Raw genomic sequence first — 26,263 nt, 5'->3', positions numbered from 1 at the left:
GTTAGCAGGGCACGCCCAAAAGGCATGGCCAGGGAGATGCGTCATGAGGCGGATAGTCGTGGTCTGCCTGTTGCTGCTCGCGGCAGGCCCGTCGCAGGCGCAAGAAGTCATCCGGCTCGCACGCATCGCCGATATTCCCGACCAATATGTCGGCGGCGAGATGCTCCGCGCGGTTTATGCCAGGCTGAACATCAAGCTCAAATTCGAGGATGTCCCCGGCAAGCGCGCGCTCGCGCTGTCGAGCACCGGCCAGGTCGACGGCGAGGTCCAGCGGATCGGAACGCTCTCTCGCGACTACCCGACGCTGATCCAGGTGACACCTGCGATCAATTACATCGAGCCCGCTGTCTTCACCACGAAACTGCAGTTCGACGTCGCCGGCTGGAATTCAATCAGGGACTACAGCATCGGCATCGTACGCGGCGTCGGCTCGTCGGAAGCCGGTACGCGCGGCATGACCCGGGTCACGGCGACGACAAGCCTCGACAACATGGTCAAGATGCTCGATGCCGACCGCTTCGACGTGATGGTCACCGACCTCTTCAGCGGGTTGGCTGCGGTGAAGAAACTCAATCTCCAGGCCAGGATCCATCCGCTCTCGCCGCCACTCGAGCGCATCAGCATCTACCACCATCTGCATGAACGGCATCGCGATCTCGTGCCGAAGGTCGGAAGGATGATCGAGCAGATGGAGACGAGCGGCGAACTCGCCCGGTTGCGGGAAACCCTGATCAAGCAGGTGCTGAGCGGGATGTGAGACGCGGTCAGTTCGTGCGAGTCTGCTCCCGCACCGCAACCGCGTCGGGTCTAGAAGCCGCAAACGCTCATTGCGCGCGGGCGCTTGCCGCGCCGGCTTTCGAGGATGCGCTCGCCGCCGCTCTCGGCCGAGCTGCCGTAATAGCGGTGGTGGCCGCTCTGGTCGTGCAGATCCGCGGCGTCCGACTTTCCCGCCCGACGCGCGTCGCAGATGATCTTGCAGATGATCTTGATGGTCGACATGGCCGCCTCCGAAGTGTTCTTAGTGGCCATCAGTCGCGCCGATTTCGAGCGGCGTTCACACCTTTCGGCCGCAATCGGGTTTCGGGAAGGTTTCGTCGCCGCACCCCGCGACGCAATATTTTCCTCAAGCCCATTGTCGGCTGCGACGGTGGTGATACGTCCTTCGGACGCGCGCAGCGAAAATCAACGAGGTGACGATGCTTTACGCCATCCTGGCCTATCACGTGGAAGACGAGATCTTGTCCTGGACGCCCGAGAAGGACGCCGCGGTCGTGGCCAAAGTCATCGAGGTTCAGGCACCGCTGCGGGCAAGCGGGCATTTTGGCCCGGCCGCCCGCCTGGATGAGACCCGAAAGGCCCGCACCTTGCGTGGCCCCGGCGCGGGCGTCGTGCTGGACGGCCCGTTTGCCGAGACCAAGGAGCAGCTTCTGGGCTTCCACCTCGTCGAATACGACACGGACGAGGAGGCGATCGCGGCCGCGCGGACGCTGCGTCAGGTCAATCCGTCAGCGGTCTACGAAATTCGCCCGGTCAAGCTTTACGTGCCGGCCGACGGGTTCGGCACGACGCAAGGCTGAGCCGCGGCCCTACGCGTCCGTCCCGGTCGGCCCGACATAGAAGCGCTGGATCAGCAGGCCGCCGAAGGCGATGAACCACACGAACGGCGCGACCTGCGGCGCGAACGCCGCAACGACCGTGCCCGGAATAAACACCAGCAGCGGAAACAGCGAGGCCATGATCTCGTGGCGCCAGCCGCCCAGGATCCTCCACCACAGCCAGGCATTGAGGCCGGCGATGGTGGTCAGGTGCAGGCCGTAGAGCACGGCGACCGCACTGCTCGTGGGGTAGTTGGTGTAGAGGCCGTTGGTCACCGGCAGCAGCACGATCGACAGCAGGAAAAACAGATTGAGGATCACCGCGCCGCGGCTGCCGACGGGCTGGCGCGCCAGCCGGCGGTGATGGCTGATCCAGAACACGCCGGCGATGATGAAGCTGAGCGCAAGACCCGCGAGCTTGCCGGAATAGACCCGGGCCAGATCGTTCCAGTCGGGCGCGCTTGTGAAGACCGCGGCCCTGGGCAGATCGTAGGCGAGCAGCGTCATGGCAACGCCAAAAATGGTGTTGCTGAGCGATTCCAGCCGTCGCATCTCGAACTGGTCGGATTTGAGCTCGGTCATGCCGGGTGGCGCTTTTCGGAATGGAACCTTGGGCCGTCTTGTCCCTAGGTCTTAACATCGGTCCCGTCCAGACGCATTGCGATTCGCAGCGGGATCGCCGAGTCTGGCTGTTTCACCGGGGCGATTCGTGGCGACATATCTGGACACGCTCAATGCGGAGCAGCGCCGCGCCGTGGAGCATGGTGTGGCCGATGGTGCGACCGTGGGCGCGCCCCTGCTCGTCATCGCCGGTGCAGGCTCCGGCAAAACCAACACGCTGGCCCATCGCGTCGCGCACCTGATCGTCGCGGGCAGCGATCCGCGCCTCATCCTCCTGATGACGTTCTCGCGGCGCGCCGCGGCCGAGATGGCCGGCCGGGTCGAGCGCATCGCCCGAAAAGTGCTTGGCGAGAACAACGCCGCGATCATGCGCGACGCGCTCAGCTGGGCCGGCACGTTCCACGGCATCGGCGCACGGTTGCTGCGCGAATATGCCGAGCGGATCGGCGTCGATCCTGCCTTCACCATCCACGACCGCGAGGATTCCGCCGATCTGATGAATCTGGTCCGGCACGAGCGCGGATTGTCGAAGACAGAGAGCCGCTTTCCCGCCAAAGGCACCTGCCTGTCGATCTACTCCCGCTGCGTCAATGCCGAGATGGAGATCGAGAAGGTTTTGGGGGCGCATTATCCCTGGTGCGCAGGCTGGGCGCCCGAGCTGAAGGGCCTGTTCGCGGCCTATGTCGAGGCCAAGCAGGCCCAGCACGTGCTCGATTACGACGACCTCCTGCTCTACTGGTCGCAGATGATGAGCGATGCGACGATCGCGGAAGAAATCGGCGGCCGCTTCGATCACGTCTTGGTCGACGAATATCAGGACACCAACCGCCTGCAATCCTCGATCCTGCGGGCGCTGAAGCCGGACGGGCGCGGCCTCACCGTCGTCGGCGACGACGCGCAGTCGATCTATTCGTTCCGCGCCGCCACTGTCCGCAACATCCTGGATTTTCCGCAGAGCTTCTCGCCGCGCGCCGAGATGATCACGCTCGACCGCAATTACCGCTCGACGCAACCCGTGCTGGCAGCGGCCAACGGCGTCATTGGCCTGGCGCGCGAGCGCTTTACAAAGAACCTCTGGACCGACCGCGCCGGCACGCAAAAACCACAGCTCGTCACCGTGCACGACGAGGCCGACCAGGCCCGCTACATCGTCGAGCAAGTGCTGGCCACTCGCGAGCAAGGCGCGCTGTTGAAGCACCAGGCGGTGCTGTTCCGAACGTCCTCGCATTCGGGCCCGCTGGAGATCGAGCTCACCCGCCGCAACATTCCCTTCGTCAAGTTCGGAGGGCTCAAGTTTCTCGATGCCGCGCATGTCAAGGACGTGCTGGCACTGCTGCGCTTCGCTGAGAATCCGCGCGACCGCGTCGCCGGCTTTCGCATCCTGCATCTGTTGCCGGGCATCGGACCTGCGACGGCGCAGCGTGTGCTCGACCAGATGGCGGAGAGCTCCGATCCGCTCGCCGCGCTCGGCCAGCTCCCGGTGCCGCCGCGCACCGGCGCGGACTGGACCGGCTTCGTCCGCACCATCGAAAATTTGCGCTATTCGGAATGGCCGGCTGACCTCGAACGCGTGCGGCTCTGGTACGAACCGCATCTCGATCGCCTGCACGAGGATTCCGAGACGCGCCGCGCCGATCTGATGCAGCTCGAGCAGATCGCGAGCGGCTATGCCTCGCGCGAGAAATTCCTGACCGAGCTCACGCTCGATCCACCGGATGCGACCAGCGACAAATCCGGGCCACCCTTGCGCGACGAGGATTATCTGATCCTCTCCACCATCCACTCCGCCAAGGGCCAGGAGTGGAAATCGGTGTTCGTGCTCAACGTCGTCGACGGCTGCATGCCGTCGGATCTCGGCGCCGGCACCAGCGCCGAGCTCGAGGAGGAACGCCGCCTGCTCTATGTCGCGATGACGCGCGCCAAGGACGACCTGCACCTCGTGGTGCCGCAGCGCTTCTTCACCCACGGCCAGGCAGCCAAGGGCGACCGCCACGTCTACGCCTCGCGCACCCGCTTCATCCCGGAGCAGCTGGTCTATCTGTTCGAGCGCACTGCCTGGCCGAAGGCCGGGGCAAGCGCAGCGCGCACCGCCGCGCAAGGCCCGAAGGTCGACATCGGCGCTCGAATGCGCGGAATGTGGCGGTAACGCCGGCTACGCGCCCAGCCGGTCGAACTGGACCTTGCCTGCCTTCATCACCATCGGGATGTGCTCGCCCTGGCCGAGCAGGCAGGCAACATCGCGCAGCGGATTGCCGTCGACCACCAGCAGGTCCGCAATGGCTTCGGGCATGATGCGCCCGAGCTTGCCCTCCATGCCGAGCACCTCGGCGCCGACCAATGTCGCGCTGGCGATGACGGCGCGCGGACCGAGAATCTCGGCGCGGATGCGGAATTCGTCGCTCTGCAGACGCTGCGACGGTCCGAGCAGGTCGCTGCCGAACCCCATCTTCACGCCGGCATCGCGATAGATCGTGAGCGAACGCAGGCCGGCGTCGCGGACATCGGCGATCTTGGCCACGCTTTCGGGCGGCAGGCCGTATTGGGCGCCCTCGTTGGCCAGCGCCTCGTAGGTGACGAGCGTCGGCACCACATAGGCGCCCTTCTCGGCCATCAGTTGCGCGGTCGGAGCATCGACCAGATTGCCGTGCTCGATGGTGCGCACGCCGCAGCGAATGGCGCGTTCGATCGCAGCAGCGGTGTAGGCGTGGGCGAGCACATAGGTCTGACGCCCGCGCGCCTCCTCGACGATGGCGCGGATCTCGTCCTCGGAGTAGCCGAAGGCGCCGACCGGGTCGGTCGGTGAGGCGACGCCGCCGGAGGCCATGATCTTGATCTGGTCGGCGCCCATCTGGAGCTCTTCGCGGGCCGCCCTTCGCACGCCATCGACACCGTCGGCAACGCGCGCCAGCGCGCCGACACGCACGCAGCACGGGCACGGTGCGTCGCTGGCGAGGTAGTCCGAGCGGGCCCGCATGTCGCCGTGGCCGCCGGTCTGGCTGAGCGCACGTCCCGAGACGAACAGCCGCGGTCCGTCGGTGAGCCCGGTCTCGATCGCCTGCTTCAGCGCATGGCCGGCACCGCCGGCGTCGCGCACGGTGGTGAAGCCCCGCCGCAGCATGCCGCGCAGCAGCAGCGTCGAGCGTAGCGTCACCAGCACGTTGGGCATGTGCACCTGCTGCGCCAGATTGAGTTCGACGGCGATCGCATGCACATGCAGGTCGATCAGGCCGGGCATCAGCGTCTTGCCCTTCAGATCGATCGTGCGGTCGGCTTCCACCTGGAGCGGCCGATCGGAGACCTCCTTGATCAGACTGTCCTCGACCAGCACGTGATGTCCCTCCAGGAGGTCCGGCTGGAGCGGATCGAGCAGAGCGGCGTTCTTGAAGAGCACACGGGACATGACGACTTCCTGTCTGATCAGGACTGGATGAGCAGCGCGGGCAGAGCGAGCTGGGCGAATGGAAGACACGCAGCGACATCGTCCTCGCCGTACCAGCCTGCTTCATGGAGCAGATTGAGCGAGCCGAGCGTGCGCCCGCGCCAGCGCACGGGCATGTTGAGCACGCTCGCGCAGCCGAGCGAAGCAATCAGCTCGTGATCGGAAAACACCTCGCGCAGATCGTCCCGGGTGCGGCCGATATAGGCCTCGCCGCGGTCCAGCACAGCCTCGGTCCACGGCCCCGGCGCCAGGCGTTTGCGTCCGCCCGCCGGGTAAGGTCCGGGGAGATTGGAATACACCCGCGCTGCTTCCCTCGTGTCGTCGTCATAGGTCAGGATCGTGAACAGCTTGTGGCCGATCGCCGATTTCAAGGCGTCGTCCAGCGCCGAGTACAGGGCATCCGGCTGATCCGCCCTGCCCTGCGCGGCCGCCACGGCGCAGAGCAGCGGATCGGACCGGCGTTTTGTTTCCCTCACGCGACTTCACCCGCCGCAATCTCTTCCAGCGAACGGCCGCGCGTCGGCACCCCCATCAGCACCACGGTGAGCGCGCCTAACAGCAGCACGCTTGTGGTGAGGCCGAAGACGCCGGCGAAGCCGAAATTGGGATAGAGATAGCCGACCAGGATCGGCGAGACGATCGCACCGATGCGGCCGATCGCGGAAGCGAGCCCGGCGCCGGTGGTTCTGACCGCCGTCGGAAATACCTCGGCGGTATAGGCATAGACGCCCGCATAGGTGCCGTTCATGAAGAAGGACAGTAGAATTCCCGCCACCATGATGTGCTGGTCGCTCTGCGCGAAGGCGAGGCCGAGCGCGCTTGCGCCGCCAAGCACCATGTAGGAGGCGATGGTCGCCTGCCGGCCGATGCGCTCGTTGAAATACGCGGCACTGAAATAGCCGGGAATCTGCGCGCAATAGATCGCGATCGAATAGGCGAAGCTCTTGGTGATGCTCATGCCGTTCTGGACCAGAAGGCCGGGGATCCAGACGAAGAAGGAATAGTAGCTGAACGTGATCGCAAGCCACATGATCCAGGTCATGATGGTGATGCGCGCCTGGCGGCCGGCGAGGAGCGCGGCGAAATTGGCAAGCAGCGTCCCACCAGTCACGGCAGGCGCCGCGGCTTCGACGACCGGTTGTGGCAGGACATGGCCTTGGCTCGCAAAGCCGGCCTCAATCCTGTCGAGCACGGCTGCGGCTTCCTCCTCACGGCCCCGGCTTTCCAGCCAGCGCGGCGATTCCGGCAGCGCCCTGCGCCACCACAGCAGCATGACGACCGGCACCGCGGTGATCACCAGAACGATGCGCCAGCCGTTCTCATAGGCTGGCACGATGAAATAGCCGAGCAAGGCCGACGCCACGAAACCGAAGGAGAAGAATCCGGCCAGCGCGCCGGTAAAGCTGCCGCGGTAACGCCGTGCGACGAATTCCGCCAGATAGGGCGCAATGATTGCGCTCTCCGCGCCGGTGCCCATGCCCGCGACGACCCGGGCGGCGAAGAAGGACGACCAGTCGTTCACCGCCGCGCTGACGATGGATGCGACGCAATAGAGCGCCAGCGCCGACATCATCACCGCACGACGGCCGATCAGGTCACCCAGCGTGCCCGCCAGCAGCGCGCCGAACAGGAAGCCGATATAGGTGCTGCTGCCGAGCACGCCGATCTGCACGCTCGACAGATTCCAGGTCGTGCGCAACACCGGCAGGATGAACGCCAGCACCGCTGCATCCATCGCGTCGAATGTATAGCCGAGCCCGCCCATCAGCAGCAGATGCTTATGGAAACGCGCGAATGGAAGGCGCTCGATGCGCGCCGAAATCATCGACATGAAAGTCCCCCTCTGTCTGGCGGCCGGCACTCCGCTCATCCCTGGGGGAACCATAGACAAGGAGATATTATCGTCATAATTTATAATCATGATCTAGTACATTACTGTGGTGAATGTTCTGTCGTTCCGAAAGCTCGACCTCAACCTGCTGAAAGTCTTCGAGGCCCTGATGACCGAGGGCAGCGTCACGCGCGCCGCCAACGCGCTTCTGATGACGCAGCCTGCGGTCAGCAACGCGCTCGCACGCCTGCGGGACGCGCTCGGCGATCCCCTGTTCGTCAGGTCCGGCACCGGCATCCGTCCGACCCAACGCGCCGTGGTGCTGTGGGAGCCGATCGGCGAAGCGCTCGAAACCGTCCGCGGCGCGCTCGACGAGCAGGTGTTCGACCCGCACCGTGCGCAGACAGAGTTCAGCCTGTCGATGTCGGATTACGTCGCCTCGCTGGTGATGCCGAACCTGCTGAACCATTTCGGCAAGGTCGCGCCCAAGGCGCGAATCCACACCGTTCCCAACACCGTCGTGGAGATCGCCGACCAGCTCGAGGACAATCGCGTTGATTGCGTGCTCAGCGTCTATGTCAACGAGGCGCAGCAACCGGCCGCCATCCGCTCGCGCTCGCTGTGGACCGTCGACTACGCCTGTTTCATGCGGCGCGGCCATCCGGTCGCGGCGATGAAGCGGCTGAGCACGCGCAGCTTCCTCAACGCGGGGCATGTCGATGTGAGCCTCGCCGGCAAGACCTTGCCGTCCTACGACCTCTTCCTCGCCTCGCGCGGGCTATCGCGCAACCTGGTCGCGACCGTCAATCACTACAGCGCCGCCTACGAGGTGGTGCGCCAGTCCGACCTGATTGCGGTGCTGCCGAGCGATTTGCGCTCGCAATCCCGGCACGCGCCGTTCCTGCACGCCATGCCGCTTCCGCTCAAGGCGCCGCCGCGCATCGTCAGCCTGTTCTGGCACCAGCGCAACGACACCGTGCCGGCGCAGCGCTGGCTGCGCGAGACCCTGGTCGAGATGTTCGCCAGGTCCGACTGAAGCCGCGGCCCCCCCCGACACCAAGAAGAAAGGGAAACAATGGGTTTCTCGAAGCAGCATTGCGCATCAGACCCGGCTGCTTAGCTCCAACCAAACCAATCCCCTCCCCCAGTGACAGGCGCGCAAGCCGCGCCCGCAGAGACCTCATCAATGACCGCACCGCTTGAATTCGGACTGGACACCTTTGGCGACGTCACCACAGATACCTCCGGCGCGATGCTTCCGCACGCGCAGGTGATCCGCAACGTCGTCGACGAAGCGGTGCTGGCCGACGAGCTCGGCCTCGACTTCATCGGCCTCGGCGAACATCACCGCGCCGACTTCGCGATCTCCTCCCCTGAGACCGTGCTGGCCGCCATCGCGTCGCGGACCAGGCGCATCCATCTCGGTTCGGCCGTGACGGTGCTGAGCTCGGATGATCCGATCCGCGTCTTCCAGCGCTTTGCCACGCTGGACGCGCTCTCGAACGGGCGCGCCGAGGTGATCCTCGGCCGCGGCTCATTCACCGAATCCTTTCCGCTGTTCGGTTTCGACCTGCGGGCTTACGAAGCGCTGTTCGAAGAGAAGCTCGATCTGTTCGCAGCGCTGCTGTCGCAGAAGCCGGTGACCTGGGAAGGCAAGCTGCGTCCGCCGCTCAAGGGACAGCTGGTCTATCCCCCGGTCGCGAACGGCACGCTCAAGACCTGGATCGGCGTCGGCGGCAGTCCGCAATCGGTGGTGCGCGCCGCGCATTACGACCTGCCCTTGATGCTCGCGATCATCGGCGGCGATCCCGCGCGCTTCGCGCCCTTCGTCGATCTCTATCACCGCGCGTTCAGGGAGTTCGGCCGCCCGGCCCAGCCGATCGGCGTGCATTCGCCCGGCTATGTCGCCGAGACCGACGAACAGGCGCGCGAGGAGCTGTGGCCCGACTACAAGGCGATGCGCGACCGCATCGGCAAGGAACGCGGCTGGCCACCGATGGGCCGCGACGAGTTCGTCAATGAGGCCGAGCACGGTTCGCTCTATGTCGGCTCGCCGGAGACGGTCGCGCGCAAGATCGCCAAGACCGCCAAGGCACTCGGCATTTCGCGGTTTCAGCTGAAGTATTCAGCGGGCCCGCTGCCGCATGGGAAGCTGATGAAGAGCATTGAGCTCTACGGCCGGAAGGTGGTGCCGATGGTGCGCGAGATGATGGGGTAAGGCGATCGGATCCGCTCAGTCCGTCTTCGCCCTACGGGCTTCGCCGGACACCACGCTCCGTCCTTCGCGCATCACGTTGGCTGCGCCACGCGAAGCCCGAAGGGCGAAGCGTGGTGGGGGAGGCAGGACTCGAACCTGCGAAGCCATAAGGCGGCTGATTTACAGTCAGCTCCCTTTGCCACTCGGGACACTCCCCCGCTCGACGGCAGCACAATCGGGCCGGACCTTGCCGGCGACCGAAGACGGCCATGGAACGTGAAGGCCGCGACAGCCCGGATGGGGGCGCGACCGGGCGCGGTTATCGGCGAAGCGATGGGGTAAAGTCAACCGAGGCGAACAGCTAAAATCGCCCCCGACACCACCCAAATTGCCATATTCCGGGACCCGTGACACAAGCGAGCCCATGAAGGATCGAAAATTCAACCCGAGGGGCCCCCGCGGCGGGTCTAAGCCCTTCAACAGGCCCGGAAAATCGGCCGGTCGCCCGGCCCGGCGCGATCGCGATTCGGACACCGACGGTCCCGTCATCCTCTATGGCTGGCACACCGTCACCATGGCGCTCGCCAACCCCCAGCGGCAGATCCGCAAGCTGACGCTGACCGAGAATGCCGCAAGGCGTCTGGCGGACGAGAACATCGCAACCCGCATCACGCCCGAGATCGTCCGGCCCCAGGAGATCGACCGGCTGCTGTCGCCCGACGCGGTGCACCAGGGCCTGCTCGCCGAGGCCGATCCCCTGCCCTCGCCCGACATCGAGGATTTAGAGCAGGACGGCATCGTGCTGGTGCTCGACCAGATCACCGATCCGCACAATGTCGGCGCCATCCTGCGCTCGGCTGCGGCCTTCGCCGTGAAGGCGATCGTCACCACCGCGCGCCACAGTCCGGAAGCGACCGGCGTGCTGGCCAAGGCCGCCTCCGGCGCACTGGAGCTGGTGCCGATGGTGACGGTGCAAAACCTCGCCCGCGCACTGACCACGCTGAACGAGCTCGGCTTCCAGACCGTCGGGCTGGACAGTGAAGGCAGCGCGGATCTCTCCGAGGTCACCCTGCGCGAGCCGCTCGCCCTGGTGCTGGGTGCCGAAGGCAAGGGCCTGCGGCAATTGACGCGCGAGACCTGCAGCGTCGTGGCGCGGCTCGACATGCCCGGCGAGATCAAGAGCCTCAACGTCTCGAATGCCGCCGTGCTCTCGCTCTATGTCGGCGCCAGCCGGCTCGGGCTGATGAAGCGGTGACAAAACAAAACGCCCGTCCGCATCGCGGACGGGCGTCTCGTTGGTTTAACCGATCAAGCGATCAGTAATAGCGACGCAGCACGCGGTGGCCGCCGTAGTACGGCACATGGCGCGGGGCGTAGCCGTAGCGCGGACCGTAGCCGTAATGCGTGCGCGGCAGATAGCCGGCGCGCGGGCCGTAGCCGTAGCGATACGGACGGTAATACGGGCGGCGGTAGGGATAGGCGGCCGGGGCTTCGACCGCGGCGGCGCGATAGCCATAGCCGTGCCCATGGCCATAGCCACGGCCGTAGCCGTAATTGGCGGGCGCAACCACCGCGTCCTCACGGTAGGTCGGATACGGCGCGAAGGTGCCCGGACCGGTGTAGGTCGGGCCCTGGTTGACGTGATAATATTGCGTGGTGGGCTCGGCGAGACGCTCATAGGCGCCGTAGCCGTAGCCGTAGCCGGCCCCATAACCGCCGCAGCCGGTGTTGCAGCCGGAATAGACCGGCGCGACCGGCTGGCACGGATCGAAGCCGCAGGCCGCGGCGGGCGCGGTGGCGGCGAACATCACGGCAGCCGCCGCGACCAGTCCCGAAATCATCTGACGCATTACTCTCTCCTGTTGATTTCCGTTTTTTGGATTTTGTCGTTTCTTAACCCGGCGGTCTGCCGGGCATCTCTGTACGCGGCCGCGGCCGAGGACGCCGCGGATAGTCGTTGATCTCAGGCGCGAGGATCACCGGCGGCGGATTGACGGGCACGTCCATCTGCGGCGGCAGCGGCGCCGATTGCGCGCCCCAGCTCTGGTGATAGCTCTCGGCCGGCTTGGGCATTTTGCGGTTCGCGGGCGGCTCGACCTCGAGCCGGCCATAGCCGGGCCGCAGGCCCAGCGTCGGGTAATAATGGCCGACGTCCTCAGGCTGGCGCTCGGCGATATAGCGGCCGCCATAGATCGTGGGCTGCACCTGCACGTTCTTCCCCAGGCCCCAGGTCCCCTCGACCACGGCATAGGACGCGTCGATGTTGTTGATGATGATGGGCACGCCGGGGCGACCGGGAACGACGATATCGAAGCCGCCGCCGGCAAACGCCGACGCGGGCAGTCCGATCAGAAAGGCGGCGAGCGCAGATGCGCGCATGAGAGGATCCCATTTATCCGGCGACAACCTACCCGATGGCGACGCAGAGAGGGTTAAGGCCCTCTCTCCAATTGCCGGTAAGCCTAATGTGTAAGGATTGCGCGCCGCTCAAATGCTGCAAAGCGAACTAGTGAAGCATTAACGCCGCCGGACCCTGCAGTCCGGAACCATCGCGCGTGCTCACTTCCGTTTGACTGCCGCTCACGAAAATCCGCCGGTTTCAGCGGAACGTCCGGCGTCTTCGGCGTTTAGCCCCCGTCAACAAAACGGGAGCCAAACAATCATGAACGTCAAACTTCTCGGAGCCACGGCGATTGCGGCGACCCTCGTGACGGGCTCTGCCATGGCGCAGGCCGTGATCACCAATCCCGGCCGCTGCGCGGCGCAATTCCCCAACGCCAACTGCCAGAACGTCGGACCGGGAAATCCGTACACCGACAGCGGCTATCGGCATCGTCGCGTGTCCTATCGCCAGACCAACAACGGCGACTGGAATAACGACTGGAACAGGAGCCGCACCGGCTTCTGGCCGACCGACGTCGCCGCCGGCGCGGTCGGAACAGCCGCTGGCGTGGCCGGCGCAGCCATCGGGACTGCAGGCGCAATCGCAACCGCCCCGTTCCGTGCCACGAACGACGCCTACGCCTACGACAATGGCTGGGATAACCGCGGCTGGGACAATCGCGGTTGGGACACCCGCACCTACGCCCAGCGCAACGGCTTCGTCTGCACGCCCGGCACCTGGTTCAAGGGCGAAGACGGCCGCCGGCACATCTGCCAATAAGGCGATTCAACCGAACGCGACAGATCAGGCGGCCTTCGGGCCGCCTGATTCGTGTCTGCATCGGGCATCGCGGGTTCTGGCACTTTCCGGTCAAGTCTGGTATTGCGGCGCGCACGGGTGGACGGCTCCGGCGTATGCTGGTCCCTGCCCGCTTCTCCAGGCGTCGCCGGCTTAGCTCAGCGGTAGAGCAGCGGTTTTGTAAACCGAAGGTCGGGGGTTCAATCCCCTCAGCCGGCACCAGCCTTTGAGCGCAACGCTCACTTCGAATGCTTCGGTGCGCTGCTTTGCTGGAAGTGCTCAGCGCCTGATATTTCCACCCAGGCATGTTTCGACTGTTCGAAAACCGAGCGGATGGGCGCCGGGTAGTTCGGATCCGCGGTAGCGCCGACGGCAACGCCGACCATCGCAGGCAGATTGTCCGCCTTCCAATAGACCGTCGAACCGCACTCGGGGCAAAAATAGCTGCGGACCTTGCCGCCGCTTGCGGCTGTCCGGACGTATTCGTTCGACGTCCCCGAGATCGTGACGCCCTCCGCCGGATAGAACGCACCGACCCCGAACGGCGCGCCGGTTCGACGCTGGCAGTCAATGCAGTGGCAGGCGACGACGAGGCTGGACGGTCCCGGAAGCGACAGCGTGAGCGCGCCGCACCTGCATTGGGCATCGATCATCGGAATTCACTCCACTCTCGTTGGTCCTGTGGTTCGGATGGAGCGCAGCGCGAGCCGGGCTACAATTGATCCAGCGCCCACAGCCCGAGGCTCTTGTCGCGCCAGCCGCCACCGCCCTCCTCGCAATGCTCCTTGATCAGCTCGCGCGGTGCCGGCCAGTCGAACGGCGCCTTCTCCATGTTCAGCGCGCGCCAGTCGCCGTCCTCGCAATCGCGATTGTCGTCCCATTCGGGAAACGTCGTGACCAGCAGGAAATGCGCGCCGCTGGCGCGAAAGTTCGCGACGGCGCGGGCGATATTGCCGAAACTCAAATGCACCAGGCAGTCCCGGCACAGAACGACATCCGCGCGCGGCAGTGCATCGCGCGTGATGTCGGCAACGAGAAACCGGCCGGACAACTCGCCGCCCGCCACGCGCTGGCGATTGGCCGCGATCAGCGACGGAACGATGTCGATGCCGGTGTAGTCGAGATCCAGCCTCACGCGGCCGATCCAGCCCGCGTCCCCGCAGGGCGCATCGAGCAGCGAGCGCGCGCCGAGCCGTTGCAGCAGTGGAGGAAGCACCTCGCGGACCGCTGCGGTCGCGGGGTCCTCCGAGCCGAGGCCCGACACCGAACTAGCCGCGCCCCACAGGTTGGTCTGCTCGATCCGCTCGAACCGCGCGGCGAGGCCGAGGCCCGCGAAATTGTCGCGGTCGGCGGCGAACCGCTCATGGGCGAGCACGGGTGGACGATTGGCGGTCGTCGGGCGGACCTCAAATCAAGATTCCGTCGCGAACACACTAGCAGTTCAACTGCGCGTCCGAAATCGCAGGCCTCGTCCCTCAAGCCGGCTTCTGCCACTCCATGATGTGGAAAAAGGGCACCCGGCGATGACGGGCAATTCTGTCGGGATCACCGCCCGTAGGCTGCGGCTCAACGAACAGGCGCAACTGGAGTCCGTGATCGAGCAGCAGCGTCATGTAGGTGGAGAGCGGACGATGCCAGTTCTGGACGCGAATGCCGCGCCATGTCACCCAGGTCGGCCGCTCGTCCATGTAATGATCGATGACGAAGCGCAAGACGCCCTCGCCGTCACGTGTCCAGCCCTCGGACGGACCGGCGGTGTTGAAGCTGGTCAGGTTGGCGAACAAGAGCGTACCGCCCGGCCGCAGCGCCGCCACCATCCTCGCGACAGATCCAGCGAGATCGGGCATGTCTATCAAACTGAGATAGCTGACGACCAGATCGAACTCCGCGCCGAAATCCATCGTCTCGGCTCGGCCGAGCCGATAGTCGCCCTGCGGGTCTAACTCCATGGCACGCGCGAGCAGCGCTTCGGTTGGATCGACGCCAGTGGTGCGGATACCGGCGCGCTGCATGATGCGACAGAAGCGCCCCTCGCCGCAGCCGACGTCGAGCGCATTGCGGAAGCCTCGCCCTTCGATCCGCGCCCGCATCGGCGCGTCCAGCACGAAGCGTCGGCCATAGTCGCCGTCCTCGCCCTGCTCGACGATCCAGGCGACCGCGGACGCGGCCCAGCCGTCGCTGACATCCTCGTTCATGGATCGACCTTCCGGAATGCATGTTGGCCGCGCGTGTCGCGGGCGCGGCTACTGACCATAGATTGGATCAGAGTTCAACATGAGGTAGATTGCAGGACCGATGCGCCCCACCGTCAAAGAGAAGGCCAGGATCGCCGCCGGCGCGACGGCGGCCGTCGTCATGACGGCCGTGCTGTTCGCATTCGCAATGGGATTTCTGCTGGCGCGATGAGTGCGCAGCGCGGCGGACGAAGCCGCCGCGCCGGACTCAGGCGGCGCGCACCGTGTGGAGGAATTTCCCGACCTCATCCTTCAGCCGGTTGCTGTCGGTCGCCAGCATCTTGGCGGTGGAAAGCACCTGCGAGGAGGCCGAGCCGGTCTCGGCTGCACCGCGCTGCACGTCGGCGATGTTGGTGGAGACCTGCTGGGTGCCGTGGGCGGCCTGCTGCACGTTGCGCGAGATCTCCTGGGTCGCGGCGCCCTGCTCCTCGACGGCCGCGGCAATGGTCGACGACACTTCCGAGAGCCGCTCGATCGTCGCGGAGATGTCGCGGATCGCGTTGACGGATTCCTGGGTCGCGGTCTGGATACCGGAAATCTGCTGGCTGATCTCGCCGGTCGCTTTCGCGGTCTGCTCGGCCAGCGTCTTCACCTCGGCGGCGACGACGGCGAAGCCGCGGCCGGCCTCGCCGGCACGTGCCGCCTCGATCGTGGCGTTGAGCGCCAGGAGGTTGGTCTGGCCGGCAATGGTGTTGATCAGCTCGACGACGTCGCCGATGCGCGTCGCCGCAACCGAGAGCTCGCTGACGCGCACCGTCGTGGTGCGAGCCTGGGTGACGGCCTCGCCCGCCATCCGCGCCGATTCCTGCACCTGGCGGCTGATCTCGTTGACCGAGGAGGACAGCTCCTCCGTGGCCGTCGCAACCGACTGCACGTTGCTGGTCGCTTCACCCGACGCGACCGCGACGACCGAAGTGAGCTCCTGCGCACGCTGCGCGGTGGTGGCCAACGTCGAGGACGACGCTTCGAGCTCGGTGGACGCCGAGCCCACCGTCTCGATGATCTCGCCGACCGCGCGCTCAAAGCCGTCGGCAAGGTTGACCATGTCGCGCTTACGCTGATCGGCGGCCTGCTTCTCCACTTCAACCTGCGAAGCCTTGAGGCGCTCGACCTCGATCCCGTTGGTCTTGAAGATTTCGACCGTCCTGGCCATGTCGCCGATCTCGTCGCGGCGGTCCTTCTCGGGCACTTCGGTCTTGAGATCGTTGCGGGCAAGGCCCTCCATGGCGAGCTTGAGGCGGGCAATCGGCCGTGACATCGCATTGAGGCCGATGAACAGCGCGATCGCGATACCCATGATCAGGCCGCCGGCGCTGACGCCGATCACCGTCCAGGTCGCGGATCTGGCGTCGCGGTTGATGGCGTCCTTGCTCTTGGCGACCGCCTCTGCGGTCTCGCCCACGAACTTGGCAACGCGCCCCAAGGCCGCATCCATCACCGGATCGCACTCCTTGTGCGCACGCTCGGCCGCCTTGGCATTCTCTTCCGGGCTGCTCGCGAGCGAGCCTGCCTTCAGCACCGGATCGCAGCCGGCGAACACGGCTTTCAATTGGTCGCCGATACTCTTGATCTGGCTCGCGCGCGCGGGATCGTCCTGTTCGGCTGCCTCGAGGTATTGGCGGATCTCGTCGCGGTTCTGGGTCGCGGTCTTGAGGCGGTTGGCGTTGCCCGCCTCCGTCGCCTCGGTGAAGACCGCATAGAGCGCGGCATGATAGGTCTCGGCGCGGCGCTGGGCCCGCGTCAGGTTGAGCGCCGAGGATTGCGCGGCGGAAAGCTCGGCGAAGCCGTCGACAGTTGCCGAGAGTTCGCGCGTGCCGAAGCCGGCGACGGCGACCATGGCAAAGCCCATCACGGCGACGATCAGCGCGACCTTCCACACGATTTTCAGATTGTTCAAAACGCTCATTGCAGCCGCCCCAGTGATTTTCTGCCGATGCATATTCCCAGCACCGTGCATTGGAACCAGCTGACGTTAAGATTTGATGCCAAATGTCCCGGGTAGTCTTACGGAAAACTAACTATTTTGGCTTCCGCCGTAAGCTTCGCGTAAGCTTCGGCCTATTCCGGGGCGCGAGCCGGGCGTGGAATGCCGGAACCGGTCGCCGGTGTCCTCCGTTGTCGGCCCATGCGGATCAGGGAAGAAAACCGAAACATGTTTCTGCTGGCCACCGTGACGCTGTGCTGTAGCGCCTTGGCCGCGGCAATTGCGCTGTTCGAACCGGCTCCGGCAAAGCGGCAGGCTGAAACGGCGGCGATCGACGTGCCCGCTTCGACGCCGGTTCGGGTGGTCGGGGCTCCGTTCCGGCCCAACCTCAATCCGCGGGAGCGCTAGCCCTCACCCCGGCGAGACGTCGGCGCCTTCCTCGGGACGGCGTTTGGCGCGGGCCAACTCCTCAACGAACGCGATCACCTCCGCCCGTTTGTCGGGCGGCAGCGAGAGGAACGCGCGGACGAGCCTCAAGCCCTCGGCTTCGGCTGAATGGTCTGCTTTGGCATCCATTCCCCACTGTCGGGCGGCCGGGAAAAATATGCAATCCCCCACGCAACAGCTTCTTGATTCGGCCGGCCAGCTTTGCTGGAATAGCCCCGACAGGGGTGCACCATGAAGTGGATCACGGAACGCGACGCGCTGATCGCGCAGACAATGGCCTTCGTCCAATCGGTCACCGGCAAAAAGGATGACTTGCATCCACCGGAGATCCCGATGGCGACAGTGGCCGCGTCGGTGCAGATCGTCCCCGCCAACACCGTCGTCGAGACCGAGCCACTTCAGGCCGCTCCGCCGCAGCCCTTGCCTCTCCCGCCGCCGCGGGTGGCGAGCCACGACGTCCGCACCGAGATGCAGGCCCGCATCGCCAATTTCCGCAAGCATCAGGAGCGGTTCGAGCGCGAGCGCGAGGAATATTGCGCGGCCACTTTGACCAAACTGCGCGCCGCCATCCGCGACCCCTCCTCCCGTCCACCGGCTGACAAGTAAAGCCGGATCTCCCGTCGCTGGCCTAAAGCCAGGACCACACCAGCCAGAGATTGGCCGCGCAGGCGCCGAACAGGGCCAGCGTGAGGGGCAGCAGCATGCGCCCGCAAGAGGTTTTCAGGTCCGTCGTCATGGCCGAAAACATCCGCTGATTCCGCCAAACGAGTCCCGGGGATTCTTTTTTTCGGGATTCAGGACTCGTTAAGGACTCAGGACCCGACGACCCCGATCACGGCCGCGTGATCGACCGTCCGACCGGAACCCCTCCCCCGCAAAGTCGTTAATGCGCTTTCCGGGAGCGGGAAGAATGCCCTACGCCCTGTTCTGCAACGACGCCCAGATCAGCAAGGCCTATCCTGACGAGTCCGACGTCTGGAGCCTCGCGCAGCGAAGTGGCCTCGTCGTGGACGTAACCGCGGATGACGACCGCCCCGGGCCACGCCGGGTGCTCGACAACGATTACGAGATCAAGCCGTGCCAGGCCGCACAGGGCGAGGACCCCGCGAGGAACAAGGCGGAGGCCGATCGCCAGGCGAGGATGGAGCTCGAGCTGAATTCGTAAAGACGGATCGAAGCTGGGAAGCCGGAGCTCAGGAAAGCTCAGGGCGTCGCGGTGGCCAGCGAGGCCTGCTCGCCCGCCAGAGCCACGCAGGCCTTCCGGCGATGCAGCCCGCGGATCGCGCCGGTGACCTTCAGCACCTTGCCGGAGGAGCACGAGGCGTCCTTGACGAAGGCCACCTCATAGGGTGCCAGCATCAGAGGCTCGGATTTGAGGATTGTTTGGGCAGCGCACGGCAAACTGACGAAGCACGAGAGCACCACAGCCGACACCAAGATACGCATGTCCGTCGTCCCACCAGCCCGGTAATTCTCATATAACGCGTTCCGGCGCGCGAGTTCCGTAAGCTGCAAAAATTATTTTTGCTTTACCCGAGCTCCATGACGCGCGTGAGAAAGCGCGCGCCAAAACGTTTGCTTGCAAATGACGCGCCAGATGGTTGACGCAATGCAAACGACAGGAGGTGGCAACCGGAGCCCGGCAAACGAAAGGCCGGCGGGAGCCGGCCTTTCGTCAGATCGTGGTTGTTGGTGGCGCGTCAGTAGCGCGAGGCTGCCGGACCGCCCCAGCCAAAGCGGTAGTTCACGCCGACCTTGACGGTATGCTCGTCCTCCCGGCCGCGGACGCCGACAACGTCGACCGGACCGGAGGTGATCGTCGTGCTGCCGAAGTTGTAATACTGGTACTCGGCCTTGGCGGACCAGTTCGGCGCGAACATGTATTCGAGGCCAGCGCCAACGGTATAGCCATCCTTGCTGTTGCCGGTGGCGGTGAAGGGCTGCGGCACCCCGGCAATATTGACGCCGAGGCCGCCATTGCGCCAGGCATAACCGCCCTTGGCGTAAAGCAGCGCCGGACCCCAGGTGTAGCCGATGCGGCCGGTCACCGAGCCGAGCTGGTCGGTATTGGAGGTCACCTGCGTGCCCAGCGGGAACGTAGCGCCGCCGTTGTTGGTCGGCAGCCAGGAATACTGGGCCTCGACACCCATGACCCAATTGGGCGCGAACTGGTAGTCGAAGCCGCCCTGAACACCGCCGAGGAAGCGCGCGTCGCTCGACGGGAAGCTGCTGTCGCCGGCAAAGGCGCCGCCGACATGGCCGCCGATGTAGAAGCCGGTCCAGTTGTAGATCACCTGCGGCGGCGTGTAGGCCGGAGCCTTGGTGTAGGTGCGCGCCTGCATGTCGGCTGCTGCAGCCGGCGCGGCCAGCGCAAGCAGGGCAACTGCACCCAGCAAAATCCTTTTCATGATCATCCCCGTTCTTTCAAATTCGACACTCAGGAAACAACGTGGCGTGAATTGGGTTGCTTCGAGGCGATGCCGGAACGTTGATCGTTCGTGACTGTGACGGAGCGGCAACAACGCGATTTTGTTCCGTCCCGCAGGCGCGTGCCGACGGTTTTTTTTCCGTCGGAAACAGAACCCGCCGTAACGATTAGTCGCAACGCAAAACCACTTCGTTCAAAGCTCCCCGAAATGTGATCCGGCAGCTCCGGCGGGCTCTGTCCTATCACCAAGCGATGAAGGTGGGCTTTGCGCTACCGCGTCATCTTTTCAAGTTCCGGAAAGGGTACGTAAACCGCGCCCGCGCACAGCTCGCTGGCACGATCAACGACGCGGTCCGCCCGACCGTTGACGAAGATCACGGCGCGCTCCCTCATGGCCTTGTACGTGCCGTCGGTCTCGCGTGGGGTGAAGTGCAGGCAACTGACATAGAACTGCCGGCCTCCGACCTCGCGCTGCACCGGCTCAGCCATGCTGGCGTCACGCACGCCGACAGGATTGTTCAAATAGCTGCGCATCAAGGCCAGCGTGTCGCCACGGAAATTATCCGGGAACGGTTGTGGACCTCCGGCCTGAGTCCCGTCCATCAGAGTTGGACGGTCACCATCGCTGCCGAAACATCCCGTGAGCGCCAGCGGCAGTGCCAGCATCAACGCCAAGCTCACTGCGCGTTCCGCTAGTCGCCGCACCGCTTACGCTCTCCGCTCGATCAGTCTCGAAGACGTTCCAGCCCCAAGGTTGCAATGATGCATGTCTACAGGTGTTTTGCCCGACGAGTCAAACGGCTTCGTAAAATCCGCAGATGAGCCACCCGTCAAACCATTGATTTATCTACGACCCGCTACTGTGCATGGGGTTGTTTTTCGAGGTTTTGTTTGCGGCCGCCAAACCTGGGGCGTTGCTTGCGGGCTTCAGCATGGTCGTACCGGCCCGCCGCCAGCACCTCGAGCTTTCGCCCAAGGCGTGACGAACGGGCCGGTCCTGAATTCCTCACGCGGCGGTTGGGGCAATGCTAGGACGCCGCCGCGCAGGATCAGTCGTTAGCTGCGCTTCTCCATCGTCGCCGGCTTGGTCACGTCCGGCTGCGTCTTCAGCGACTTCTTCGCTGAGAGATGCTTGTGGTGGTGGCGATGCGTGCGCACGGTCTTGTGCTCGTCGGGAGTGACCGCGGCGTTGGCGTTCATCGCCTTCGACTTGGTGTCCACCTTGGCGTCCGCCTTGACGTCCGAAGCCTTGACGTCTGAAGCCTTGACGTCTGAAGTCTTGACGTCCGAAGCCTTGGCACCGGCCTTGAGGCCGGCATCCGGTTTCGCGGCGGTGGTCGACACCTTGGTCTGGCTCTGGTCTGCCTTGATCACCGGCGTGGTCGTGGTGGTCTTGCCGGCCTCGGCTGCGAAGGCCGGGGCTGCGATCACGGAAGCTGCGAGCAAGGCTGCGGAAATGGTCTTCAACATGGTTGGTCTCCTCTTGGAAGGATCTTGAGGCGGGCGCCCTCTCGCCAACCCTTTGATCGTAGGTTGGAGCCTAGGGGGCACGCACTGAACCCAATCTGAAGCCCGCAGCAGGCTTCCGTTCATCTGGATGACAAGTTTGTCATCCGCCCGCAGGGCGAATAGGCCAGGATGCCGGGAATGTTTTTGCCTGATGGGTGTTCCGGTCTTTGGGCAATCGTGTAGGATCGCCACATTCCATACCGGAGAACTTAGATGCGCAAACTCTCAACGCTTCTTGTGCCGGGACTTGTCGCCATGACATTGGCGGCCGGGCCGGCTCTGACCAGCGCTTATGCCGCAGGTGGCGACACCCCCTCGTCGCCGCCATCGTCGGACACCTCGACCAAGAAGGGCAAGAAGAAGAGCTCCTCCATCAGCGATCCGAAATTCCTTGCTGCCTATCGCACCGCCTACACCACGATCTATGACAATCACGACTACACCGGCGCGATCGGCCAGCTGAAGTCGCTCAAGCGCGACGACGTCGCCGACGTCGCCAATCTGATCGGCTACTCCTATCGTAAGCTCGGCGATTACCAGTCGTCGAAGATCTATTACGAGCTGGCACTGAAGGACGATCCGAACCACGTCCGCACCTGGCAGTATTACGGCCTCTGGCAGCTCGAACAGGGCAATCGCGAGCAGGCGCAGTATCACCTGAACAAGCTCGCCTCGCTCGCCGGCACCGACAGCTCCGAGTATCGCTCGCTCGCCGCCGCGCTCGACAAGCCGACCGGGGCGACCCTCGTCTATTAAACGCATCGCATCTTCGCACGAGGCGAACGGGCACAACCGCAGGGTTGTGCCCGTTCTGCGTTCTCGGCTAGCTTGCCCACCAAACCTCCCCTCGCAAACCGGTGCGCAATGGACAATTGGCTGCGATCCGCGATCGACTACATCGGCTTCTGGATCGAATTCCAGCACACCACAATCCAGCAGCCCGGCGTCGTCATCGCATTCGCCCATCGCGGCGAAATCGTCGCCGAGCACGCGTTCGGCCTCGCCAATCTCGACACCGGCGAGAAGCTCACCCCGCGCCACCGTTTCCGCATCGCCTCGCACTCGAAGAGCTTTACCTCGGCCGGCATCATGAAGCTGCGCGAGCAGCGCAAGCTCCGGCTCGACGATCCCATTGGCCAATATGTCGGAGGCCTGCATCCGCGCGTCGCGGAAACGACGATTGCGCAAGTGCTGTCGCACAGCGCGGGACTGACGCGCGACGGCGCCGATTCCGGTCAGTTCATCGACAGCCGTCCCTATCTCGACGCGAGCGAGCTGCTCGCGGAATTGAAGCTGCCGACCGTAATCGAGCCGGGCACACGCTTCAAATATTCCAATCACGGCTTTGGGCTGATTGGTCTCATCATCGAGGCCGTGACGAAGGAGCCCTACCGGGTTTGGATGAAGCGCGAGATCATCGAACCTGCGGGCCTGCGCGAGACCGAGCCGGACGCGCCGCTTCCCAAGGGGGCGCCGTTCGCGCGCGGCCACACACGAAGGGTGCCCTACGGAGAGCGATGCGTGATCCCCGGCGACAATCCCACCCACGCGATGGCTTCCGCCACGGGCTTTGCCGCTACCGCCGCCGACACCGCCCGCTTCTTCGCGCAGCTCGCGCCCAACGCAAGAAAGAGCCTGCTGTCGGTCGCAAGCCGCCGCGAGATGACGCGACATCATTGGCGCATACCGCAGAGTTTCGAGGCCTATTACGGCTTGGGTATCGGCGCCGGCAGGCTCGACGGCTGGGACTGGTTTGGCCACGGCGGCCATTTCCAGGGCTATATCTCGCGGACCTGCGCCATTCCCGCCTGCGAACTCGCGATCAGCATCATCAGCAACTCCATCGACGGCGCAGCGCCGTTCTGGATGGACGGCGCGATGCAGATCCTGCGCGTTTTCCAGACCCGTGGCGCACCCGACCGCCGCGTGAGCGACTGGACCGGCCGCTGGTGGACGATCTGGGGCGCGACCGATCTGGTACCCGTGGGCAACCGCGTGCTGGTCGCCAATCCTCAGTTCAACAACCCGTTCATGGATGCCGGCGAGATCGAGGTCACCGGCCGCGACACCGGCAAGCTCGCCTGGGCCGCCGGCTACTCCAGCCACAGCGAGCCGGTGCGCCGCGTCCGCGACAAGCGCGGCAAGGTTAGTGACGTCTGGATCGCTGGCGCCAACATCAAGCCTGCGGCCGCCGTCGCCCGCGAGATCGCGCGGAGATACAAGCCGCGCAAGCGCCCGCCTACTCCCGAATGAGAGTCTCGACCTCGCTCCGAAGGGCCTGCCGCGAGCCGTCGCGCGAATAGAACATGTGGCCGCCGGGATAGACCACGAACTTGACCCGCTGCATTGCGAAGGCCGGCAACTGGTCGAGCACCCGCTTCGATCCGAAATAGGGCGTGGCGAGATCGAACAGGCCGTGCGCGACCAGCACGTTCAGCTTCGCATCCGTGGCGAGGATCTGGCGCAGCTCGGAGACCGACTGCGGCGGGTTGATGCCGCGGCCGAAATCCCAGTGGCCTTCGATGGCGCCGTTCAACACCTCGTAGGAGCCATCGGGCCGCCAGTTGAGCTTGTGCGTCAACAGGTCAACCGCAGCACTCGTTAGCGGCGCCTGCAGCGCATCGCCGGAGGGATCACCGAACCGCGAGCTGCTGGAATCCGGATAGGGATCGAAGCCGCGCACCGAGGCGTCGTAGCGCCCCGTCACCTTGCCGTTCTTGCGGTCGAATTCGCGGCGGAATTCGCCGACGTCGAAGCGGCCCGCAAGCCGACGGCTCACCGACTGGTCGATGCCGGTGAGCTCGGCGACCTTGTCGGCAAGACGATTGGTCGCTTCCTTGTCCGCCTCACCCTTGACGAGGTCGGCCAGGAATTCGCCGCGCGCGTAAGCCTCTGCGTCGGCGAGATCGGCGCGTTTGACCGGACCTTTCGCCTCACGCGCCACCGCGACATAGCTCGGCAGCGTCGCGACATATTGCAGGAGGCTGGTGCCGGTGAACTCACGGAAGTCCAGGAGCGGCGACACCAGAATCAATCCCCTGACCCCGACGCCGTGCTGGAGCTGCAACTGGCGCACCACCTTCGGCCCGCGAATGCCGCCATAGCTTTCGCCGGCGACGTATTTCGGCGAGGTCAGCCGGTCGTGCTTCTCGAGCCAGCGGCGGATCACGAGCGCGATCGAATTGACGTCACCATCAACGGAGTAGAACGATTTGCGCGCGTCATCGCCGGTCGCGACGAACCGGCTATAGCCAGTGCTGACGGGATCGATGAAGACGAGATCGGTGAAGTCGAGCCAGGTCTCCGCGTTCGGCTTCACCTCGGGCGAGGCGGACGGCGACAGCGCTTCGCCATCGAGCGGCAGCCGCCAAGGCCCGGCCGCGCCGAACTGGAGCCATGCCGAGGACGCACCGGGCCCGCCGTTGAACAGGAACGTCACGGGGCGCGTCGCACGGTCGGCGCCGTCGAGCTCATAGGACGTATAGGCGATGTCGGCCACAGGCTCGCCCTTGCCGTCGAACACGCGGATCGATCCGGCGGTCGCTGCGAAATTGAGGGTGCGGCCGGGAAGATCGAGCGTCTGCTTCGTGGTCGAATCCGACGGAAGACGGTGCGGCTCGGCGGATGACGATGAATTTTGCGATGCGCCTTGTGCACCGCCGCGTCCGCCCTTCTGTCCGGCTGGTGCCGCCGCCTCGGCGCGCGGCTGCGGCGGATCGTCGGCGCGCGCCAATCCTGCGAGCGCGAAGGCCGACACCGCCAGCACCAGGGTCGCGCGGCGGAGCGCCGGCATATTCGTGGCCATGATCGTTCTCCCTGTCCGGCGACGACCGCCGGTGCGGACCGTAAGGGTAGCGCGGAATTGCGACGGTTTGGGGGATCATGGCTCCGGTGGTGCCTGAAGAGCCCGGTTGGGCACAAACCGACCCGGTTTCGTGCTCAAATCGGAATCGGCAGTTGCCGGTCTGCTGTGAAGGGCGGTCATCCTCGACAATCGGGGGCGAGATCGTTAGACGAGCCCGGCGGAACTTTCTCCAGCCAGCGGCCCTGCCCGGAAGCCATGACCAAGCCAGCGCGATACGACCGGATCGCCTTCGTCGCCAGCCCGAGCAGCGAGGCGCAAGCCGCCTTCGGCCAGCTCACCAGGGACTTCGGCAATTGCGATCCGAAGGACGCCGACATCGTGGTCGCACTCGGCGGCGACGGGCTCATGCTCCAGACGCTTCATCAGCACATGCATACGGGCAAGCCGATCTACGGCATGCACCGCGGCACCGTCGGCTTCCTGATGAACGAGTACTCGACCGTCGATCTTCGAGCCCGTCTCGAGGCGGCGCAGGAATCCGAAATCCACCCCCTCCTGATGCGCGCGACCGACGCCAACGACCGCGTCCACCTGCATCACGCCATCAACGAGGTCGCCCTGTTCCGGCAGACCTACCAGGCCGCGCGCCTGCGGATCCTGATCGACGAGCGCGAGCGCATGTCCGAGCTGATCGCCGACGGCATCATGGTGGCAACGCCGGCCGGCTCGACCGCCTACAATCTGTCCGCCCAGGGACCGATCCTGCCGATCAACGCCGCGCTCCTGGCGCTGACGCCGATCAGCGCCTTCCGCCCGCGACGCTGGCGCGGCGCGCTGCTGCCGAACACGGCTTATGTCGTGATCGAGGTGCTGGAGGGCGACAAGCGCCCCGTGGCGGCGGTCGCCGACCACGACGAGGTCCGCGACGTTCGCCGCGTCGAGGTGCTGTCCGACAGGACCATCTCGATGCGCATGCTGTTCGACCCCGGTCACAGCCTGGAAGAGCGCATTTTGCGCGAGCAGTTCGGCTCCTGAGCCGCCTCGCCGGACTG

30 protein-coding genes and 2 tRNA genes are annotated in these 26,263 nt (G+C 65.2%); 14 read left to right on the top strand and 18 right to left on the bottom strand.

All coding sequences use genetic code 11. The annotated features are described in order from the left end of the window. Positions 1–43: 43 nt before the first annotated feature. Positions 44–757, top strand: a complete 714-nt coding sequence (locus ABIB80_RS27055) for a substrate-binding periplasmic protein (protein ID WP_219683776.1) — start codon at positions 44–46, stop codon at positions 755–757. A gap of 50 nt (positions 758–807) precedes the next feature. On the opposite strand, the gene ABIB80_RS27050 is transcribed toward ABIB80_RS27055, so the two are convergent. Further along, the gene (locus ABIB80_RS27050; protein WP_219683778.1) at positions 808–999 is read right to left on the bottom strand and encodes a hypothetical protein; all 192 of its coding nucleotides are present in this window, start codon (positions 997–999) and stop codon (positions 808–810) included. Positions 1,000–1,196: 197 nt separating this feature from the next. Here ABIB80_RS27050 and ABIB80_RS27045 point away from each other — a divergent pair, with 197 nt between their 5' ends. Further along, entirely contained in the window at positions 1,197–1,577 is a 381-nt protein-coding gene (locus ABIB80_RS27045) for a YciI family protein (protein ID WP_007602906.1), read from the top strand. A 9-nt stretch (positions 1,578–1,586) separates the two neighbouring features. Here the strand turns inward: ABIB80_RS27045 and ABIB80_RS27040 are convergent, their stop codons facing one another. Next, the gene (locus ABIB80_RS27040) at positions 1,587–2,177 is read right to left on the bottom strand and encodes a TMEM175 family protein (RefSeq protein WP_007602905.1); all 591 of its coding nucleotides are present in this window, start codon (positions 2,175–2,177) and stop codon (positions 1,587–1,589) included. A 127-nt stretch (positions 2,178–2,304) separates the two neighbouring features. Here ABIB80_RS27040 and ABIB80_RS27035 point away from each other — a divergent pair, with 127 nt between their 5' ends. Further along, positions 2,305–4,362 carry an ATP-dependent helicase gene (locus tag ABIB80_RS27035; protein WP_354128760.1) on the top strand — a complete coding sequence of 686 codons (2,058 nt, stop codon included), beginning with the start codon at positions 2,305–2,307 and terminating at the stop codon, positions 4,360–4,362. 6 nt (positions 4,363–4,368) lie between these two features. Here ABIB80_RS27035 and ABIB80_RS27030 read toward each other — a convergent pair whose 3' ends face one another. Genes ABIB80_RS27030 through ABIB80_RS27020 form a run of 3 tightly spaced genes read right to left on the bottom strand, consistent with a single transcriptional unit; the run spans position 4,369 to position 7,486 of the window. Next, positions 4,369–5,616 (bottom strand): metal-dependent hydrolase family protein, encoded by a 1,248-nt coding sequence (locus ABIB80_RS27030; protein WP_219683781.1) that lies wholly within the window; start codon positions 5,614–5,616, stop codon positions 4,369–4,371. A gap of 17 nt (positions 5,617–5,633) precedes the next feature. After that, on the bottom strand, positions 5,634–6,131 hold the full coding sequence (locus ABIB80_RS27025; protein WP_219683782.1) for a GAF domain-containing protein: 498 nt from the start codon (positions 6,129–6,131) through the stop codon (positions 5,634–5,636). Further along, the gene (locus ABIB80_RS27020) at positions 6,128–7,486 is read right to left on the bottom strand and encodes an MFS transporter (RefSeq protein ID WP_354128759.1); all 1,359 of its coding nucleotides are present in this window, start codon (positions 7,484–7,486) and stop codon (positions 6,128–6,130) included. Before ABIB80_RS27020 ends, ABIB80_RS27025 begins: the two co-directional genes overlap by 4 nt. A gap of 106 nt (positions 7,487–7,592) precedes the next feature. On the opposite strand from ABIB80_RS27020, the gene ABIB80_RS27015 reads away from it, so the two are divergent. Beyond that, positions 7,593–8,522 (top strand): LysR family transcriptional regulator, encoded by a 930-nt coding sequence (locus tag ABIB80_RS27015; RefSeq protein WP_354128758.1) that lies wholly within the window; start codon positions 7,593–7,595, stop codon positions 8,520–8,522. 150 nt (positions 8,523–8,672) lie between these two features. Further along, positions 8,673–9,704 carry an LLM class flavin-dependent oxidoreductase gene (locus ABIB80_RS27010; RefSeq protein ID WP_354128757.1) on the top strand — a complete coding sequence of 344 codons (1,032 nt, stop codon included), beginning with the start codon at positions 8,673–8,675 and terminating at the stop codon, positions 9,702–9,704. Positions 9,705–9,815: 111 nt separating this feature from the next. Here ABIB80_RS27010 and ABIB80_RS27005 read toward each other — a convergent pair. Beyond that, a tRNA-Tyr gene (locus ABIB80_RS27005) sits at positions 9,816–9,901 on the bottom strand. Between the two features lie 206 nt (positions 9,902–10,107). Between ABIB80_RS27005 and rlmB the strand changes: the two genes are divergently transcribed. Further along, positions 10,108–10,938, top strand: coding sequence for a 23S rRNA (guanosine(2251)-2'-O)-methyltransferase RlmB (rlmB, locus tag ABIB80_RS27000; protein ID WP_219683789.1), 831 nt, complete (start codon positions 10,108–10,110; stop codon positions 10,936–10,938). Between the two features lie 61 nt (positions 10,939–10,999). Here the strand turns inward: rlmB and ABIB80_RS26995 are convergent, their stop codons facing one another. Next, on the bottom strand, positions 11,000–11,533 hold the full coding sequence (locus ABIB80_RS26995; RefSeq protein WP_354128756.1) for a hypothetical protein: 534 nt from the start codon (positions 11,531–11,533) through the stop codon (positions 11,000–11,002). 43 nt (positions 11,534–11,576) lie between these two features. Further along, positions 11,577–12,062: a hypothetical protein gene (locus ABIB80_RS26990; RefSeq protein ID WP_219683793.1), complete on the bottom strand. Its 486-nt coding sequence runs from the start codon at positions 12,060–12,062 to the stop codon at positions 11,577–11,579. A 283-nt stretch (positions 12,063–12,345) separates the two neighbouring features. Between ABIB80_RS26990 and ABIB80_RS26985 the strand changes: the two genes are divergently transcribed. After that, positions 12,346–12,846 carry a hypothetical protein gene (locus tag ABIB80_RS26985; RefSeq protein WP_007602678.1) on the top strand — a complete coding sequence of 167 codons (501 nt, stop codon included), beginning with the start codon at positions 12,346–12,348 and terminating at the stop codon, positions 12,844–12,846. Between the two features lie 165 nt (positions 12,847–13,011). Then, positions 13,012–13,086, top strand: a tRNA-Thr gene (locus ABIB80_RS26980). Between the two features lie 17 nt (positions 13,087–13,103). Here the strand turns inward: ABIB80_RS26980 and ABIB80_RS26975 are convergent. From ABIB80_RS26975 to ABIB80_RS26960, 4 genes are all read right to left on the bottom strand, one after another. Then, complete coding sequence (locus ABIB80_RS26975; RefSeq protein ID WP_219683794.1) at positions 13,104–13,517, bottom strand: GFA family protein; 414 nt, start codon at positions 13,515–13,517, stop codon at positions 13,104–13,106. A 59-nt stretch (positions 13,518–13,576) separates the two neighbouring features. Then, positions 13,577–14,239, bottom strand: coding sequence for a class I SAM-dependent methyltransferase (locus tag ABIB80_RS26970; RefSeq protein ID WP_219683796.1), 663 nt, complete (start codon positions 14,237–14,239; stop codon positions 13,577–13,579). Between the two features lie 100 nt (positions 14,240–14,339). Continuing rightward, on the bottom strand, positions 14,340–15,059 hold the full coding sequence (locus tag ABIB80_RS26965; RefSeq protein WP_219683797.1) for a class I SAM-dependent methyltransferase: 720 nt from the start codon (positions 15,057–15,059) through the stop codon (positions 14,340–14,342). Positions 15,060–15,306: 247 nt separating this feature from the next. Next, positions 15,307–17,004: a methyl-accepting chemotaxis protein gene (locus ABIB80_RS26960; RefSeq protein ID WP_219683799.1), complete on the bottom strand. Its 1,698-nt coding sequence runs from the start codon at positions 17,002–17,004 to the stop codon at positions 15,307–15,309. Between the two features lie 246 nt (positions 17,005–17,250). Between ABIB80_RS26960 and ABIB80_RS26955 the strand changes: the two genes are divergently transcribed. Continuing rightward, positions 17,251–17,430 (top strand): hypothetical protein, encoded by a 180-nt coding sequence (locus ABIB80_RS26955; RefSeq protein ID WP_198288282.1) that lies wholly within the window; start codon positions 17,251–17,253, stop codon positions 17,428–17,430. Positions 17,431–17,433: 3 nt separating this feature from the next. On the opposite strand, the gene ABIB80_RS26950 is transcribed toward ABIB80_RS26955, so the two are convergent. Next, entirely contained in the window at positions 17,434–17,598 is a 165-nt protein-coding gene (locus tag ABIB80_RS26950) for a hypothetical protein (RefSeq protein ID WP_007602663.1), read from the bottom strand. A 102-nt stretch (positions 17,599–17,700) separates the two neighbouring features. Between ABIB80_RS26950 and ABIB80_RS26945 the strand changes: the two genes are divergently transcribed. After that, positions 17,701–18,075: a hypothetical protein gene (locus tag ABIB80_RS26945; protein ID WP_219683801.1), complete on the top strand. Its 375-nt coding sequence runs from the start codon at positions 17,701–17,703 to the stop codon at positions 18,073–18,075. A 304-nt stretch (positions 18,076–18,379) separates the two neighbouring features. Continuing rightward, positions 18,380–18,634 carry a hypothetical protein gene (locus ABIB80_RS26940; protein ID WP_219683802.1) on the top strand — a complete coding sequence of 85 codons (255 nt, stop codon included), beginning with the start codon at positions 18,380–18,382 and terminating at the stop codon, positions 18,632–18,634. 38 nt (positions 18,635–18,672) lie between these two features. Here ABIB80_RS26940 and ABIB80_RS26935 read toward each other — a convergent pair whose 3' ends face one another. From ABIB80_RS26935 to ABIB80_RS26920, 4 genes are all read right to left on the bottom strand, one after another. Further along, entirely contained in the window at positions 18,673–18,915 is a 243-nt protein-coding gene (locus ABIB80_RS26935; protein WP_018455389.1) for a hypothetical protein, read from the bottom strand. A gap of 254 nt (positions 18,916–19,169) precedes the next feature. After that, the gene (locus tag ABIB80_RS26930) at positions 19,170–19,877 is read right to left on the bottom strand and encodes an outer membrane protein (protein WP_354128755.1); all 708 of its coding nucleotides are present in this window, start codon (positions 19,875–19,877) and stop codon (positions 19,170–19,172) included. Positions 19,878–20,167: 290 nt separating this feature from the next. Next, a complete protein-coding gene (locus ABIB80_RS26925) occupies positions 20,168–20,563 on the bottom strand; it encodes a hypothetical protein (protein WP_035961651.1) in 396 nt (131 codons plus the stop codon). Between the two features lie 390 nt (positions 20,564–20,953). Further along, positions 20,954–21,367: a His-rich protein BRANT gene (locus tag ABIB80_RS26920; protein ID WP_219683805.1), complete on the bottom strand. Its 414-nt coding sequence runs from the start codon at positions 21,365–21,367 to the stop codon at positions 20,954–20,956. Positions 21,368–21,619: 252 nt separating this feature from the next. Here ABIB80_RS26920 and ABIB80_RS26915 point away from each other — a divergent pair, with 252 nt between their 5' ends. Next, complete coding sequence (locus ABIB80_RS26915) at positions 21,620–22,162, top strand: tetratricopeptide repeat protein (protein WP_219683806.1); 543 nt, start codon at positions 21,620–21,622, stop codon at positions 22,160–22,162. A 108-nt stretch (positions 22,163–22,270) separates the two neighbouring features. Continuing rightward, positions 22,271–23,659, top strand: coding sequence for a serine hydrolase domain-containing protein (locus tag ABIB80_RS26910; protein ID WP_219683808.1), 1,389 nt, complete (start codon positions 22,271–22,273; stop codon positions 23,657–23,659). Here ABIB80_RS26910 and ABIB80_RS26905 read toward each other — a convergent pair. Beyond that, positions 23,646–25,211, bottom strand: a complete 1,566-nt coding sequence (locus ABIB80_RS26905; RefSeq protein ID WP_354128754.1) for a S10 family peptidase — start codon at positions 25,209–25,211, stop codon at positions 23,646–23,648. The genes ABIB80_RS26910 and ABIB80_RS26905 overlap by 14 nt on opposite strands. A 255-nt stretch (positions 25,212–25,466) precedes the next feature. On the opposite strand from ABIB80_RS26905, the gene ABIB80_RS26900 reads away from it, so the two are divergent. Then, positions 25,467–26,246, top strand: a complete 780-nt coding sequence (locus ABIB80_RS26900) for an NAD kinase (protein WP_007602648.1) — start codon at positions 25,467–25,469, stop codon at positions 26,244–26,246. Positions 26,247–26,263: the final 17 nt, after the last annotated feature.

The organism is Bradyrhizobium sp. i1.15.2, assembly GCF_040548425.1.
GTDB classification, from domain to species: domain Bacteria; phylum Pseudomonadota; class Alphaproteobacteria; order Rhizobiales; family Xanthobacteraceae; genus Bradyrhizobium; species Bradyrhizobium canariense.
The sequence above is the reverse complement of the archived record's forward strand: the minus strand, read 5'-3'. Positions and strand labels throughout refer to the sequence as shown.